The 16,328-nt window shown below is 42.8% G+C and carries 17 protein-coding genes; all 17 read left to right on the top strand.

Annotated elements, in window-relative coordinates:
- Positions 1-20: 20 nt before the first annotated feature.
- The 17 genes from dnaK to VB083_RS00845 all read left to right on the top strand — a co-directional run bounded on the left by dnaK (position 21) and on the right by VB083_RS00845 (position 16,228).
- Positions 21-1,853 carry a molecular chaperone DnaK gene (dnaK, locus tag VB083_RS00925; protein WP_213690807.1) on the top strand — a complete coding sequence of 611 codons (1,833 nt, stop codon included), beginning with the start codon at positions 21-23 and terminating at the stop codon, positions 1,851-1,853.
- Positions 1,854-1,866: 13 nt separating this feature from the next.
- The gene (dnaJ, locus tag VB083_RS00920) at positions 1,867-3,009 is read left to right on the top strand and encodes a molecular chaperone DnaJ (RefSeq protein ID WP_323401600.1); all 1,143 of its coding nucleotides are present in this window, start codon (positions 1,867-1,869) and stop codon (positions 3,007-3,009) included.
- Positions 3,010-3,089: 80 nt separating this feature from the next.
- Positions 3,090-3,956 carry a 50S ribosomal protein L11 methyltransferase gene (locus tag VB083_RS00915; RefSeq protein WP_323401599.1) on the top strand — a complete coding sequence of 289 codons (867 nt, stop codon included), beginning with the start codon at positions 3,090-3,092 and terminating at the stop codon, positions 3,954-3,956.
- Entirely contained in the window at positions 3,953-5,257 is a 1,305-nt protein-coding gene (gene mtaB, locus VB083_RS00910; protein WP_213690810.1) for a tRNA (N(6)-L-threonylcarbamoyladenosine(37)-C(2))-methylthiotransferase MtaB, read from the top strand. Before VB083_RS00915 ends, mtaB begins: the two co-directional genes overlap by 4 nt.
- A 91-nt stretch (positions 5,258-5,348) precedes the next feature.
- Positions 5,349-6,905, top strand: coding sequence for an Hsp70 family protein (locus VB083_RS00905; RefSeq protein ID WP_213690811.1), 1,557 nt, complete (start codon positions 5,349-5,351; stop codon positions 6,903-6,905).
- Positions 6,902-7,882, top strand: coding sequence for a J domain-containing protein (locus VB083_RS00900; protein ID WP_323401598.1), 981 nt, complete (start codon positions 6,902-6,904; stop codon positions 7,880-7,882). The genes VB083_RS00905 and VB083_RS00900 overlap by 4 nt, the downstream gene beginning before the upstream one ends.
- 29 nt (positions 7,883-7,911) lie before the next feature.
- Entirely contained in the window at positions 7,912-8,253 is a 342-nt protein-coding gene (locus VB083_RS00895; protein WP_213699639.1) for a histidine triad nucleotide-binding protein, read from the top strand.
- A 34-nt stretch (positions 8,254-8,287) separates the two neighbouring features.
- Positions 8,288-8,476 carry a 30S ribosomal protein S21 gene (rpsU, locus tag VB083_RS00890; protein WP_213690814.1) on the top strand — a complete coding sequence of 63 codons (189 nt, stop codon included), beginning with the start codon at positions 8,288-8,290 and terminating at the stop codon, positions 8,474-8,476.
- 6 nt (positions 8,477-8,482) lie between these two features.
- Complete coding sequence (locus VB083_RS00885; RefSeq protein WP_213690815.1) at positions 8,483-8,947, top strand: GatB/YqeY domain-containing protein; 465 nt, start codon at positions 8,483-8,485, stop codon at positions 8,945-8,947.
- Positions 8,948-9,021: 74 nt separating this feature from the next.
- Positions 9,022-9,483, top strand: coding sequence for a transcriptional regulator NrdR (gene nrdR, locus VB083_RS00880; protein ID WP_213690816.1), 462 nt, complete (start codon positions 9,022-9,024; stop codon positions 9,481-9,483).
- Between the two features lie 137 nt (positions 9,484-9,620).
- Complete coding sequence (locus VB083_RS00875) at positions 9,621-10,754, top strand: ABC transporter substrate-binding protein (protein ID WP_213690817.1); 1,134 nt, start codon at positions 9,621-9,623, stop codon at positions 10,752-10,754.
- A 94-nt stretch (positions 10,755-10,848) separates the two neighbouring features.
- The gene (locus tag VB083_RS00870) at positions 10,849-11,742 is read left to right on the top strand and encodes a branched-chain amino acid ABC transporter permease (RefSeq protein WP_213690818.1); all 894 of its coding nucleotides are present in this window, start codon (positions 10,849-10,851) and stop codon (positions 11,740-11,742) included.
- Positions 11,742-12,788 (top strand): branched-chain amino acid ABC transporter permease, encoded by a 1,047-nt coding sequence (locus VB083_RS00865; protein WP_213690819.1) that lies wholly within the window; start codon positions 11,742-11,744, stop codon positions 12,786-12,788. Before VB083_RS00870 ends, VB083_RS00865 begins: the two co-directional genes overlap by 1 nt.
- Positions 12,785-13,573 carry an ABC transporter ATP-binding protein gene (locus tag VB083_RS00860; protein ID WP_213690820.1) on the top strand — a complete coding sequence of 263 codons (789 nt, stop codon included), beginning with the start codon at positions 12,785-12,787 and terminating at the stop codon, positions 13,571-13,573. The genes VB083_RS00865 and VB083_RS00860 overlap by 4 nt, the downstream gene beginning before the upstream one ends.
- Positions 13,566-14,285, top strand: coding sequence for an ABC transporter ATP-binding protein (locus tag VB083_RS00855; protein ID WP_213690821.1), 720 nt, complete (start codon positions 13,566-13,568; stop codon positions 14,283-14,285). The genes VB083_RS00860 and VB083_RS00855 overlap by 8 nt, the downstream gene beginning before the upstream one ends.
- A gap of 124 nt (positions 14,286-14,409) precedes the next feature.
- Positions 14,410-14,979, top strand: coding sequence for a CDP-diacylglycerol--glycerol-3-phosphate 3-phosphatidyltransferase (pgsA, locus tag VB083_RS00850; protein ID WP_213690822.1), 570 nt, complete (start codon positions 14,410-14,412; stop codon positions 14,977-14,979).
- Between the two features lie 25 nt (positions 14,980-15,004).
- Positions 15,005-16,228, top strand: coding sequence for a M20 family metallo-hydrolase (locus VB083_RS00845; protein WP_213699637.1), 1,224 nt, complete (start codon positions 15,005-15,007; stop codon positions 16,226-16,228).
- Positions 16,229-16,328: the final 100 nt, after the last annotated feature.

The following is a 16,328-nucleotide window of genomic DNA, read 5'->3' as shown; positions in this document are numbered from 1 at the left end:
TTTTTATAGAGGTGATATTCATGTCAAAAGTAGTAGGAATAGACCTTGGGACAACGAATAGCTGTATTGCCGTTAAAGAAGGCGACAGCGTTACTATTATCCCTAATGCTGAAGGAGCCAGAACCACTCCATCTGTTGTAGCGTTCACGAAAGATAATGAAAGACTTGTGGGCCAGTTAGCCAAACGTCAGGCTATTGTCAATGCCGATCGTACTATTATGTCGATTAAACGAGACATGGGTACTGAAAAGACCGTGAAAGTTGACGATAAGCCGTATACGCCGCAAGAGATTTCAGCCATGGTTTTACAAAAAATGAAGCGTGATGCAGAGGACTATCTTGGCGAGTCTGTTACGAAGGCTGTCATAACGGTTCCTGCATATTTTACAGACGCTCAGCGTCAGGCAACGAAGGACGCAGGAACAATTGCGGGGCTTGAAGTATTACGTATTATCAACGAGCCTACAGCTGCCTGCCTTGCCTATGGAGATTCTAAACAGGGCGAGAGTAAGTTGCTTGTTTTTGACCTTGGCGGCGGAACCTTCGATGTTTCCATCCTTGATGTAGGAGAAGGAGTATACGAAGTACTTGCAACATCTGGAGATAACAGACTCGGCGGAGATGATTGGGATAACTGCATTGTCGAGTGGATGGTAAGTGAGTTTAAGAAGGCCGAAGGTATTGATTTAAATAATGACCGTATGGCTTTGCAGCGTTTGCGTGAAGCTGCTGAGAAAGCTAAGGTAGAGCTTTCTTCTATGCCTGAAACAACCATCTCCTTGCCTTTCATTACGGCGAATGAGACTGGTCCCAAACATCTTGAAATGTCTCTTTCCCGCGCTAAATTTGAGGAGCTTACATATAACCTTATGGCAAGAGTAGAAGGGCCTGTAAAGCGTGCGTTAAAGGATTCAGGCTTAACAGCTAACGAGATCGATAAAGTATTGCTTGTTGGTGGTTCCTCTCGTATGCCTATGGTTCAGAAGAAGATTAAAGATCTGCTTGGAAAGGAACCGACCAAAGGCATTAACCCTGATGAATGCGTAGCTGCAGGAGCTGCTATTCAGGGAGCGATTTTATCTGGAGACCATAAAGATATAGTTCTAGTTGATGTCACTCCTCTTTCTTTGGGAATTGAGACTCTTGGTGGCGTCTTCACAAAGATAATTGAACGAAATACAGCTATTCCTGTTTCTCGTAGCCAAGTCTTTACGACAGCTGCAGACAACCAGAACCAGGTTGAAATAATGGTTTTGCAGGGAGAGCGTCCTATGGCTGCTGATAACGTAAAGCTGGGAAGTTTCGTTCTTGACGGGATTCCTGCAGCACCACGGGGAATACCCCAGATTGAGGTCACATTTAATATAGACGTCAATGGAATTTTGAACGTATCTGCGAAGGATAAAGGAACAGGTAAGGAGCAGAAAATTACAATTCAGTCTTCAAGGCTTTCCGATGACGAAATCGATAAGATGACGAAGCAGGCAGAGGAAAACGAAGCAGAAGACCAGAAACGTAAAGAAGCGGCAGAAATTAAGAATGAGGCCGATGGCGTTGTATATCAGGCCGAAAAATTAATGAGAGATCACGGCGATAAAATATCTGCTGAGGAAAAAGGAAAAATTAATACGGCTATAGAAAATGTAAAGAAATCCCTTGAAGGTTCTGACTTAGAGAAGATGAAAGAGGCCAAAGAGGCTCTTATTAAACAAATTCAAGAGTTTTCCACTCGCTTGTATAGTCAGGCTGGAGCTGATTCCAATCCAGGCGCCGAAGAATCACAGCAGAGTGCAGACTCTGAGCAGGCTGGAGAAACAGTAGACGCTGAATTTAGTGATCAGAGTCAGGCGTAAGGGGTGATCTGAGGTGCCAGCTCCCGGTGCGCAGGAAGACTTTTATGAAATACTTGGCGTTCCCCGGGATGCCTCGGCTGCTGATATCAAGAAAGCCTATCGGCGGCTTGTTCGGAAGTATCATCCCGATGCGAATCCAGGGAACGCTGAAGCCGAAGAAAAGTTTAAAAAAATAAATGCAGCCTACGAAGTTCTGAGTGATTCAGAAAAGCGGGCTCAATACGATCAGTTCGGAACTGTAGGCGATATGCCGCCAGGAGGTAGTCCCTTTGATGGGTTTGGCGGAATGGGAGATGTCTTTGGAGATATCTTTGATAATATTTTTGGTGGCGGAATGGGTCGACGCCGTTCAGATCCTAGAGCTCCCCGGCGAGGATCCGACCTTGAAATGCGCCTTACAATTACGCTTCAGGATGCTGCCTTGGGAATTGATCATGAAGTAGATATACCAAGGTGGGAAACGTGCTCAAAGTGTAACGGTAGTGGAGCAGAACCTGGAACATCTCCTGAAACGTGTTCAAGATGTGGAGGAACTGGTCAGGTTGAAGTGCGTCAACAGACGCCTTTTGGTCAATTTGTTTCAGTGACCCCATGTCCTGAATGTGGAGGTACGGGGCAGATCATTCGAAATAAATGCTCAGAATGTCACGGAGAAGGACGTGTCAGAAAAACTCACCGGGTGAAAGTAAAGGTCCCGGCTGGAGTGGATACTGGAACGCGTCTTCGTATTCAAGGAGAGGGAGAAGCCGGTTTAAACGGAGGTCCGTCTGGAGATTTATACTTCGTTATCTATGTAGATGAGCATCCGGTCTTTAAAAGAGACGGAGCTGATCTACATAAAAAGGAAACCATAGCATTTCCCACTGCGGCTTTAGGCGGAGTGATCCATTTGGAAACGCTTATCGACGGTAAAGAAGAGCTTGATGTTCCTGCAGGTACGCAACCAGGAAAGGTCTTCCGCGTGCGAGGAAAAGGAATGCCTAAGCTGAGAGGTGGCCGAGGTCGTGGCGATTTGTTCGTACATGTAACGATAGAGGTTCCTACTCGGCTTACTGAAAAGCAAAAGGCTCTGATTGAAGGTCTAGCAAAAGAGATGGAGCTTGAAGTTAAAGACGAAGGACTTTTTGCGAAATTTAAAAATATTTTTGGCTCTTAACGAATCGGGGGGGCTGTCTTTGCGGCTCCCCGTTTTTTCCCTATATTTTCATAATGAAATGATTTAGAGGAGGACGAATAATGACCGGGGCAGATAGTTTCTGGTGGTATATAACACTTGAAGGAGGATCTGAGCAAGAAGAAGCACTTTCTTCTTTAGCAGATCTTTCTGGAGGGATAGGGTCAGAGGAACATGAAGGCTCTGGGAAAATTCGTCTTCGAATTTATTACCGAACGTCTCACGATCTCGGATATTGGCTCGAATTGCTTAATCATGTTTTAGAATCCTTCCCTGGAATAAGTGTAGTGGACATGGGAAAAATTGAAAATCGCCAATGGCATACAGAATGGAAAGAAGCCTTTCCTCCCCTTCCCGTAGGAGAGAAGTTTGTTGTATTGGCTCCTTGGCATCGTGGATCGGAACCTAACGATCGCATTCCCCTTTATATTTATCCTGGTTCGGCCTTTGGCACTGGATATCATGAAAGCACCCAGATTGCTTTGACACTTTTGGAACGTCACATGAAACCTCACTGGAATATAGCTGACATTGGAACAGGGTCAGGCATTCTTTTTATTGGTGCTATTCGACTTGGCGCTGGTAAAGTGTATGCAAGAGATCTTGATCCTGCAGTACTCAATGAAGTGTTGAATAATATGGAACTCAATGGCATTTATAAAGAAGAGGTGGATCTTAAAGAAGGAAATCTTCTTCAAGGTTTCGATCATACCGTAAATTTATTAATTGCAAATATTATAATAGAACCTCTTATGTCTATGATTCCTGATGTTCCCCATGCTTTATGCGATGGAGGAATTGCGATTTTCTCTGGCCTCCTGACGAAGGAAAAAGATACATTTATCGAGACGCTTAATAAGGCAGGTCTAAAAATTATCGATGAGCTTGAAAGAAACGATTGGTGGGGAGTGGCAGTAACTAAGAAATGATAAGTCAGCTCAAAGGGAAGAAAATTTGTATTATTGCTATGGGGTGTCGATCCAATCAGTCTGAGGCAGACTCCCTTGCTTCTATGTTGCAGGCTGCTGGGGCAGATATTGTAAGCGAGCCACCTTTTGACGGTGCTGTTCTGGTGACATGTACTGTAACAGCTGTGGCTGATAAAAAAAGTCGACAGCTGTTAAGACGCTTACGAAGGCAGGCACCACAAGCCGTTATCGTTGCTACAGGTTGTTGGGCTCAACAAGCTGAATCTCACCTCGCGCAAGTTTTAGGAGTTGACTTTCTTGTAGGAAACCGGCAAAAGTGGCAAATACCCTCTCTTTTCAGTATGGCCTTTTCGTCGAATCAGCCCATGGCTTTTACTGATATGAGAAGCGATGTCCTTCGTGATGCCCAATGGGATCATTTGTTTCAATATCACCCTCTTCTTCATAGCCGAGCCTTTGTAAAAATACAGGACGGATGTAATCATTTCTGCACATATTGTATTATCCCCTTTGTTCGGGGGAAGCCGGTAAGTCGTCCTCTTGATGATATCCTCAAAGAGGTCTGTTCAATAGTGGATTCAGGATGTTCTGAAATAGTGCTCACAGGAGTTCATCTTGGTCTTTATGGTAAGTATGGAGAGGTTTCACTTGGAGAAGTTGTACGGCAAATAGGAGCAATTTCTGGAGTGAAACGAATCCGCTTTGGTTCCCTTGAACCATTTGGGATAGATGATGAACTGCTTAGCTCTTTGGCAGAAACACCTCAATTTTGTCCTCATCTTCACCTCCCTCTCCAGAGCGGAGATGACGGAGTGCTAGAAAAGATGGCTCGTGGATATAGTGTAAATGACTATATGACTTCAGTAAAAAAGGTTCGTCGTTTTCTTGGCGATAATGTGCATATAAGTACGGATATTCTCGTAGGATTTCCAGGTGAAGACGAAAAGGCTTTTGCCAATACTCTTGCCCTAATGGAAAATGTAAAATTTGGTAAAGTACATGTTTTCCCTTATTCACGAAGAAAGGGAACAAAAGCTGCCTCTTTGGGAGGACAGATACAGCATGAAATAATTCAGGAGAGAGTGCATCGGGTTTTAGAAACTGGCGAAAAACTTCTGAATGAGTATTGTTCTCAGTGGATAGGTAAGACCTTCCCTATCCTAATAGAGGAGGCAGGAGAAAACGAATCTTCGGGATTAGCTCCCTTTTTTGTAAAAGCTGTTGTTCCCCGAAAGATGTCTGTCGGCCAAATAATTGAGGTTTCTCCACGTAAATATGCATCAGAGCAATTCTATGCATAAGGCCGATTCCTGAAAATGAATTCTTACACTGGTATAATGAATATAGATTAAGCGGAGTCTCAATGCTATAAGTGGAAGGCGGTCTGTTTGTATGGACTCTATGCTTGGGATAGATCTTGGAACTCGATATGCCCTGGCGGCCTGCAAAATTAATGACAAAGTTGAAGTGCTTTCGAATCGGTGGGGATTGAAAAAAACTCCCTCCGTTGTTTCGTGGGCATCCGAGGGGTGGCTTGCTGGCGAGGAGGCTGCTCGTCGTGAAGTGGCGTTTCCAGAGTACACATATTGGGACATGAAGAGGCATATAGCTTGTACCGGACCTATTCGATGTGGTCGGCGTACCTTCTCTCCAGAAGAACTGTTAGTCCCCCTTCTTTCGTTGGTCAGAGAGGATGCGGAAGCAACACTAACTCGTTTTATAACGTCGTGTGTCCTCACTGTTCCTGCTTCTTTTAATTTTTCCCAGCGACAAGCTGTTGCGCGAGCTGCGGATAAAGCTGGTTTTGAAGAAATAAAAATAATTAACGAGCCTACAGCTGCAGCGTTTGCCTATGGAAAAGAAGGGCTCTCTCTAATTTTAGATTTTGGAGCGGGAACTGTCGATGTCTCTGTAGTTGAAGCTGAACAGGGTATATGGCAGGTTTTAGAGAGTGTCGGTGATTCGTGTATAGGGGGAAGAGAAATTGATTTTCTTCTCGCTCGCATGCTTCAGAAACGACTTTCATTGATCTCTAAAACGTCAGCAGATAGTGAAGCGCTCTGGCGGTACCTCCTTGGTGAGGCGGAGAATATAAAAGTAGCTCTCTCGACGTGTTCTTCCTTTACGTGGTTGCCTTCCTTTGGAATTTGTCAGTCAAGCAAACCGATATTGATAAGAAGAGAGGAATTGGAGCGTCTTATGCGCCCCATGCTTCATAAAGTGGTTAATATAGTAAGTGAACTTTGGAAAAAGTACTCTCCTCAACGTCTTTTGCTTGTAGGCGGGAGCAGTCGCATACCTTTATTGCACTCAATGCTTGAAGAACGAGTTGCCCGACCTGATCACTTGAATCAATGTCCTGATGAGGCTGTTGCTATTGGCGCAGCTCTTTTTGGAGCAAGTTCAGAAAAACGTTTTTTGATAGATGTTCTTTCTCAAGATCTTGGTATCCGCTCTGCAACTGGCGATTTTGTTTCTGTTCTTCAAAAAGGCTCACCTCTTCCTTGTAAGGCTTCGAAAAGATTTATAAGCATTGCTAACGGCAGTTTGGATTTGCATATAATGCAAGGAACATCTGAGGGGCAGTTTTCAACATTAAATCAGGTAACGATCGACTTTCTTTCAGAAAAAGAAGAAGTTGAACTCTTTTTCTCCGTAGATTCTAACGGACTTCTTGCTATAGAGCTTCAAAGAAAAAATGGAGAGAGAATAGCAATTCCTGATATTACGGTAGAAGAATGTACGTTAAAGGAAAACCCTGTACCGCCGGAAATAAAAGATTTGGAAAAACGTTTAGCCCGTGTTTCTATTGCTCTACCTTCAGAGCAACAAGGCAGACTTTTGTCTCTTTTTAGTTCCGCCAGAACACTTTCCGATAAATCTATTTATGGGGATGCTGTAGCTATTCTTGAAGAGATGGTTCGTGAAATGGAGAGGGTTTCCCTATGACAGATATATCACTTCAGATCGAAGAAAGTCTGGCAATCCTTGGCGTTGCTTCTGGCGCTTCAATGAAAGAAATTCGCTCTGCTTTTAGACGCTTGGCACGCACATGCCATCCTGATATAGCAGGACCTCAGACGGCAGCAGAGTTTGAAAAGATTACGGCGGCATATCTTTTTTTGAAAAAGAAGGGAACCACTCTTACTCGCAAAGAAACAAAGATAACTAAAGATCGTTATACTCGTACGAAGCCAAAAAGAGAGGGTTTTAGAAAAGCTCAATCGCAACGTACAGAAAAAAAAGCGAATCCTGAAAAAATAAGGCATCTTCTTACAGAAAAAATAATAGTTGAAGCAGAAATAAAAATGGCTAGACTTATGGAGAAAGTTGCAGAAAAACAGGGGGAATCAGATTTTTATAGGTCACAAAAGAGACTTTTAAGTTCCCATCCTGAAGTTCGATCTCTGGCGGCATCTCTCCTTTTCAATCATTTAGATGAAAAAGGTGTCGTTGATTCTTTTGCTGAAATGATTCAAGCGTATCCTGAAGACGAATACGTGTTACAGTACATTTTTGATGGAATATATTTTCAGAACAGATTTATTCCAATTGCAGAAGCGGTAGCTGCAAAAGCTTCTCAGCTTACAGAGAAAGTAGCTCTTTCTTTTTTGCGCTGGATTGCACGCTTCGATAAACGTAAAATATATCTCGAACGTTTTCTTTCCCATCCATCGGAAGATGTTGTAGCGAAAGCTTTGACACGATGGCCTCATGGGAAAGGGCTTCCCGACGATTTAAGTTTAATTCGTCTTCTAAAGAAAGATAAAGAAGAAATTCTCGTTCCCCTTTTGCAAATATTGAGAAGAGAAGAAAATGTACCCTCTTGGACCATGACGAAAATAAAATTGCTTGCTCAATCTCATAGTGCAGCAAGTGTACGAGTTTGGGCGGGGTCTATTGTCCGGAATAAAAATCTGGTATAGAATAACGTGAAGCTGAGAGGTGGGTTTTGGTGAGCGAAAGTTGTCTTTTTTGTAAAATTATTAAAAAAGAGCTAAATGCTGATATCGTTTATGAAGATTCTAAGGTCGTAGCATTTAGGGATGTTAATCCTCAGGCTCCTGTTCATGTGCTTATTATTCCCAAAGAGCACGTTGGTTCATCAGCCGAAGTTAGCGAAAATAGTCTTTGGGCCGATCTTATGGCATCAGTAACGTATGTTGCCAAAGAGCTTGGCTTGAATAAATCCGGTTACAGGTTAGTTATTAACTGTGGTGCTCAAGCTGGACAAACAATCCCCCACCTTCATGTTCACCTGTTGGCGGGACGGTCGTTCCGCTGGCCACCAGGTTAGTCAATGTGGGTGGCACAGAAAGGGGGGATCCAGTATGACTACGATCATTCGGAAAGATAACGAGTCCCTAGAAGATGCGCTTAGACGTTTTAAACGTGAGGTTTCGAAAGTTGGAACCCTTCGCGAGGCACGTAAACGCGAACATTACGAGAAACCAAGCGAAGTGAAGAAAGCGAAAAGGGCCGAAGCGGCCAGAAAACGACGGGGCAAATCCAGGGGGTAATTTAAGGTGAGCAATCTGTCGGAACGTATTCAAAAAGATCTTGTGGCAGCGATGAAAGCGAGACAAGATATGGAACTTTCAACGTTGCGAATGTTGAAATCAGAAATACAGAAAGCCCAAACAGAAAAAGGGCGCACGACGGAACTTACAGACGAAGATATTGTGATTCTTATCCAACGTCTCATAAAACAGAGACATGAATCTGCAGAACAATATTCTGCCGGTGGAGCCGCCGATAGGGCTGCAGAAGAATTGAAAGAAGCTACGTTCCTTGAAGTTTATCTTCCTGAACAGCTTTCTGATGTAGAGCTTGATGAAATGATAGAGAAAGCTGCTGCTGCCTCAAAAGCTACGGGGCCCAAAGATATGGGGCGAGTAATGGGGCGTTTGATGGGGGAGATTCGAGGCCGGGCTGATGGGAAAAGAGTTAAAACCCGGGTTCAATCGTATTTGCAGTCTCTCGTTGATTAACTTTTGTATAAAAATAAAAGCCGGGTATAATACCCGGCTTTTATTTTTAATGTCACTTTAGAGGGGGACCCTATATGAGATGTCCTAAGTGTGGAGCAATGGAAACAAGGGTGATAGAGACACGTACTGCAGATGAAGGACGTGTCGTACGCCGTCGTCGCGAATGTCCCGAGTGTCTGGCGCGTTTTACAACGTATGAAAAAGTTGAAGAAAAAAAGACCCTGCGTGTTATCAAAAAAGACGGAAGCAGAGAATTTTTTGATAAGGAAAAAATTACAAGGGGGATTAGCAAAGCATGCGAGAAACTTCCAGTCTCCTTAGAGCAGATTGAGGAAGTAGCTTCTCGTATAGAAGAAAGTTTCCGTTCAAGTGGTTATGGGGAAATTCCAGTCTCTCTCATTGGAGAAAAAGTTATGGAAGAACTCAAGTTACTGAATAAAGTAGCATACGTCCGTTTTGCCTCTGTATATCGTGAATTTACTGACCTCTCAAGTTTCCAGCGTGAAATTTCACGTCTTTCTGACGAAAGAGAATAGTCTTTTTCTATATAATCGTCTCTCTAGTTAAAATTTATACCATTGTTTGATTGGATATTCGTGTATAATTACATTATCTTTCTGTATCTTATACTCATATATCTTTTTATTAATATGAAAAAGGAGGGGTTTGGTTTATGAAGCTGAGAAGAGTAGCATTGGCTCTGGCAATGGTTCTGCTTCTTACAGGGGGGGCTTTTGCCCAGGATACGATTCGTATCGGTGTCTATCTTCCCCTGACAGGGCAGAATGCTTTCGGTGGTCAGTTGGAGTTGGACGGCGTGAAAATGGCTCATGAAGAAATACCAGAAGTGATGGGAAAGAAAATTGAACTTATCGTTGTTGATAATAAGTCAGACAAAGTTGAGTCAGCAAATGCTGTTAAACGACTGATCGAAAAGGAAAAAGTTATAGCTATTATAGGAACCTATGGATCTTCTTTGGCTATGGCTGGTGGAGAAGTAGCAGAAAAAGCGGGAATTCCTGTTATGGGTACATCATGCACAAATCCTCTCGTAACCCAAGGGAAAAAGTATTATTTCCGTGCGTGCTTTATAGATCCTTATCAGGGCGCAGCTGCTGCAACATACGCAATTCGCGAACTTGGTATAAAGAAAGCCGCTGTTCTTGTTGATGTTTCTAACGACTATAGCGTTGGTTTGGCAGGATTCTTCAAACAGTCTTTTGCAAAACTGGGCGGAGAGATAGTCTCTGAACTTAAATATAACACTGGAGATCAGGATTTCACGGCTCAGCTTACTGAAATTATCAGTAAGAAACCTGGTATTATGTTTATTCCTTCTTACTTTGCAGAAGGTGCCATTATCATGAAACAGGCTGCTGAACTCGGAGCAGAGTTTAAGATAATGGGCGGAGATGCCATGGATAATCCAGAGATAGTTACTATTGGTGGAGAAGCGGTCGAAGGCTTTATGCATACAACTTTCCCATATGACCCATCTATGAAAGATATGAGTCCTCTTGCCAAACAGTTTACTGAGAATTGGAAAAAGGCTCACCCCGATAAAGATCCTAACGTCAATGCAGCGCTTGGCTATGATTCGTATCTTCTCGTTATCGATGCCATTAAACGGGCTGGAAACGCTGAGCCAGAAGCGATTACCAAGGCTCTGACCGAAACGAAAGACTTCCCCGGAGTAACAGGTAACACCACGATTAATGAGACTCACGATGCTGAAAAAGAAGTAGGAATTGTTATGATCAAGGAAGGTAAAAAGACATTTATAGGTACAGTGAAGCCTGAAATGTAAAATGGCCTTTCATGTCTCTTTTCAGTAAATTTTAATTTCTATAGAGGCAGGAAGGATAATTTCCTTCCTGCCTTTTCACAAGGGGGAAGTTGCTGTGAGCCTAAATATGTTTATTCAGCATTTATTTAATGCTATTACCCTTGGCTCTCTATACGGCCTTATTGCCATTGGCTACACTATGGTTTATGGAATTTTACGTCTTATCAATTTTGCTCATGGCGATATTTTTATGCTTGGTGCTTATTTTGTCTTTTTCTCTGTCACTCTTACTAAATTGCCGTGGGGAATAGCTGTTATTGTTGCTGTAATACTTTCGACTTTTTGTGGAATTTTGGTAGATCGTGTTGCATATCGTCCTCTTCGGAACGCGCCCCGTATCTCTGCTCTTATTAGTGCTATTGGCGTTTCTTTCTTTATAGAAAACCTTGGTCTCGTCATTTTTACTGGTCTTCCTAGACCAGTGGCTCGTCCCGATTGGCTTGTACGTGTCATCAAAGTTGGAGGAGTTAGAATTTTACCCTTAGCAATAGTCGTTCCTCTTGTAACATTTCTTCTTGTTATCGGGTTACTGTGGGTCGTGTATAAAACTAAACCAGGTTTGGCTATGCGGGCAATTTCCAAGGATATTGAAACGACACGTCTTATGGGCGTTTCCGTTGATAAAGTTATAGCCATAACTTTTGCTCTCGGTTCGGCCCTAGCGGCAGCATCGGGTATCATGTGGGCACTGCGATATCCTCAAATTAACCCCTTCATGGGGGTTATTCCTGGATTTAAGGCTTTTATAGCAGCTGTTTTTGGCGGTATCGGCTCTATTCAGGGAGCGGTTACTGGGGGAATGATTCTTGGCATTATTGAGATAATGGTTGTGGCCTTCTTCCCCGCTCTTTCTGGATATCGCGATGCATTTGCATTTATTCTTCTGATCGTTATCCTCCTCATAAAGCCTACCGGCTTAATGGGGGAGAAGTTGGAGGACAAGATCTGATGGATAAAAAGAAGAGAAATTTCATACTTAATTTATGCGGAATTGGCCTTTTGGCACTTTTTATGTACTGGGCACAGGGAAACCTTGATGGGTATAAAATTCAGGTAATCAATCTCGTGGCTGTCAATGCTATTCTTGCACTCAGCCTCAACCTGATTTATGGTTTCACCGGAATGTTTTCTTTGGGACATGCAGGATTTATGGCTATTGGTGCCTATGTTTGTGCCATATTAATCTTGAGTCCGGCTCAGAAACAGGCCTTATGGATTTTGGAACCAATTGTATGGCCCTTTTCTGTTATGAGCGCTCCTTTCCTTGTAGCAGTCTTAGCAGGAGGTCTCGTTGCTGGCTTTTTTGGTTTACTGATTGCTCTTCCGGTGTTGCGTCTTGGAGGCGATTACCTCGGTATCGCTACCCTTGGTTTTGCCGAAATTATTCGTGTAGTTCTGACGAACATAACACCAATAACAAATGGAGCTCTCGGTATTAAAGGAATTCCCTCCTATTCTAATTTGTGGTGGAATTATGGTTGGCTTCTGTTTACCCTTTACGTTATGGTGAAATTTATCAATAGCAATTTTGGTAATGTCCTCAAGGCTATCCGAGACGACGAAATAGCGGCCAAAAATATGGGGATCAATACCTTCAAATATCGTGTCATTTCTTTTACCATAGGATCATTTTTTGCTGGTATCGGCGGAGCTCTCATGGGGAGCCTTATTACAACTATCGACCCTAAGATGTTTATCTTCCTTTTGACTTTCAATATTCTCATGATTACCGTAGCCGGAGGTTTGGGATCCATTACTGGAAGTGTTTTAGGCAGCATCATTATCACCATATTGCTTGAATGGCTTCGTTTTGTGGAAAACCCCCTCACCATCGGTTCTTTTGAAATTCCCGGAATTCCCGGAATGCGAATGGTTATTTTCTCTCTAGCCCTTATTTTCATTATTCTCTTCAGAAGAGAGGGCATTATGGGAATGAGAGAATTGACCTGGGATGGTTTATTCGCTCGTTTCTCTAAAGGGGGAAAGACAGAATGAATCAGGTCAAAACAGTGCTTGAAACCAAAGAAATTACTATGCGTTTCGGAGGATTGACAGCTGTTAACTCCTTAAATATGGCAGTTCCCCAGGGAAGCATTGTCGGACTCATTGGTCCCAACGGAGCAGGAAAAACGACAGTATTCAATATGATTACCGGTTTTTATACTCCGACAGAGGGAAGCGTTTTCTTTAACGGCAATGAAATTACAGGACTTCCCCCATATAAAGTGTGCGAAACGGGCATTGCCAGAACGTTTCAGAACATACGACTTTTTACGAATGAAACTGTCTTGCAGAATGTAATGATAGGTTGTCACGTACGACAGAAAAGTAAATGGTGGATGGCTCCTTTTCTTATCCCGTCAATGATCAGGGAAGAGAAGGAAATTCGAGAAAAATCAATGAAATTGCTGGAGTCAGTTGCGTTGGCTCAACATGCGGATGAGCTTTCAAGTTCTTTACCCTATGGAGCGCAACGGCGTCTTGAAATTGCTCGTGCACTGGCCACTGAACCAAGCTTTTTGCTTTTAGACGAGCCAGCTGCAGGAATGAATCCCCTCGAAACTGTAGAACTCATGGCTTTTATTCGCAGAATCAGAGATGAATTCAACTTGACAATACTTCTTATAGAACATGATATGAAAGTAGTCATGGGAATCTGTGAATATATATGGGTTCTTGATTATGGGAAGCTTATTGCCGAGGGAGATCCGGAAGCAATACAGTCTAACCCTCGAGTTATCGAAGCTTACCTAGGAGAGGAGTACGCGAAAAATGCTTAAGGTTGAAGATCTTCACGTTTACTATGGCGGTATTCATGCTGTCAAGGGCATTAGTCTCGATATTCCACGAGGGCAGATTGTAACGTTAATAGGGGCCAATGGTGCAGGTAAAAGCAGTACGATCAGAAGTATTGCCGGCCTTGTTAAAACAGCTAAAGGTAAAATCTTATATACGAACGGCAACGGCATAGAAGAGAATATATTGGGCAAAGCTCCAGAAAATATTGTTAAAAAAGGAATTGCCATGAGCCCTGAGGGACGGAGGATCCTTCCCCATCTCACTGTTGAAGAAAATCTATTTTTGGGTGCTTATATACGTGACGATAAAGAAGGCATTCAAAAAGATATCGATCACGTTTATTCCCTCTTCCCTCGACTTAAAGAGCGCGCCTGGCAAAAAGGTGGAACTCTTTCTGGAGGAGAGCAGCAAATGCTTGCCGTAGGACGTGCTCTAATGAGCAGACCTGAACTTGTTATGATGGATGAACCTTCCTTGGGGTTGGCTCCCATGCTTGTTAAAGAAGTTTTCGATATTATTCAGGAAATCAACGCACAGGGGAAGACCGTTCTTCTTGTAGAGCAGAATGCCTTTGCAGCCCTTAAAATCGCCAACTATGCCTATATTCTGGAAGTGGGAAGCATTGTCCTTTCAGGTACGGGCGAAGAGTTGTTGAAAAATCCGCGAGTAAAAGAAGCCTATCTGGGCGGCTAAAAATAGTAGTATAATAAATTGTTATGAAAAGCAAGGGGACGGATGACTTGCCGTCCCCTTCTTTGTGTCATAATATTGAGATGCTTAGCAACAGAGAAAATTAGTTGAGGAGGCACCCGTTTAAATGTCTGCCCTGAATGTCCCAAATATGTTAAGTTTGCTACGAGTTTTTCTTTCTCCATTAGTTGTTATATTTTTGACTTTAAAAATAAGTACGCCTGTCCCTATCTTTGAAAAATTGGGAGCAAGCATTAGCTACGGAGATCTTATTGCAGGTTTCGTTTTCATCATAGCGGCTCTTACAGATACTGCCGATGGATACATTGCTCGTAAAAAAGGTATAGTTACGAATTTAGGCAAATTTATTGATCCCTTAGCAGATAAGATACTGGTTATTGCGGCATTAATATCGCTCGTTGAATTGCAGCGTTTGCCGGCTTGGATTGTTGTTGTGATTATCGCAAGAGATTTTATCGTTACCGGAGTTCGGCTTGTTGCTGCTGCTGAAGGAGTTGTTATTGCGGCATCTTCTATGGGAAAGTTGAAAACAGTAGGTCAGATTATTGCTATATCATTGCTTATTTTTAACTTGCCTGGCGGCCTTCCTGCAATGTGGATTGCAATGATCCTTACCGTCTGGTCTGGTATGGAATATCTTATTAAAGGGCGTAATATGCTTTTCGATGCTTCATAATCATGGAGAAAGAAGGGGTTTAACAATGACTTCTCATGTCATTCAATATGTTGATACGATTCAAGATCGAATCGTGAAGAGTTTGGCTGAACTTGTAGAATACCCTGCTGTTTCCCCCCATGAAGGAGGAGAAGGTGAGAATAGAAAAGCCCGTTTTCTGGAAAAACTTGCTCAAGAATTAGGTCTCTCTCATATCCAATGGCATAACGCTCCAGATGAACTAGCGCCAGAAGGATTCAGGCCTAATCTGGTTATACGCGTTCCGGGGAAAACTGATAAGAGGCTTTGGATTATTACTCATATGGATGTGGTTCCTGAAGGTGATCGCAGTTTATGGCAGACGGATCCTTTTAAAGCTGTAATCAAGGAAAATCGTATCTATGGCCGTGGTAGTAATGATAATGGTCAAGAGCTCATTGCTAGTCTGTACGCTGCCGCAGCCATGAAGGAATGCAATATTCTGCCTGAATATGAGACATATCTTTGTTTTGTTGCAGATGAAGAACTTGGCAGTGAGTTTGGAATTCAATATCTTATAGAGCAGAATCTTTTTAAAGAGGATGATCTGATTATCGTTCCTGATGGTGGGAACGATCGGGGAGATTTTGTAGAAGTTGCCGAAAAGAGTATCCTATGGCTTCAGTTTACAGTAGAAGGACAGCAAGTTCATGCGAGTAGGCCTGATTTAGGATTAAATGCGTGTCGCATCGCGAATGCCTTTGCTACGGAACTTGACAAGGCTTTTCATAACGCTTTTCCTGAAGAGGACAATCTTTTTACACCACCTTTTTCCACATTCGAACCTACACGACGTTTACCTAATGTAGGAAACGTCAATACGATTCCAGGTAAAGAAACATTTTGTTTCGACTGTCGCATTTTACCCTCTGTGAATGTAGATGATGTTTTAAATGTAGTTTCCCAAGTAATTAGCCCAATAGAGAAAGAGTATGGAGGAAAGATAAAATTGACTGTTCTTCAGAGAACGGATTCTACCCCCCCAACTCCGCTAGATGCTCCAATCGTTCAGCTGCTTACCAAGGCGATTAAAGCCGTTTACAGTTTTGATCCCGAGGTGGGTGGCGTTGGAGGAGGAACGTGTGCTGCATATTTTAGAAAAGAGAATATTCCTGCTGTTGTTTGGGCTCAGGAGGCAGATGTAGCTCATATGCCTAACGAATATTGTGAAATTGAACATCTGATAAACGAAACCAAGGTTTTTGCCCTCTTAATGGCTGGTGTAGAATAAAAACAAGGGCGGAGGAATAAGAGCCTCCGCCCATATTTTATTTTAAGTGAAAATACTTTTGACCCACTCCTTTGTTACAGCATATAATGTTTTTTTGTGG

The organism is Aminobacterium sp., assembly GCF_034926885.1.
GTDB lineage: Bacteria > Synergistota > Synergistia > Synergistales > Aminobacteriaceae > Aminobacterium.
Note: the sequence above shows the minus strand (reverse complement) of the source record. Positions and strands in the feature narration are given on the sequence as shown.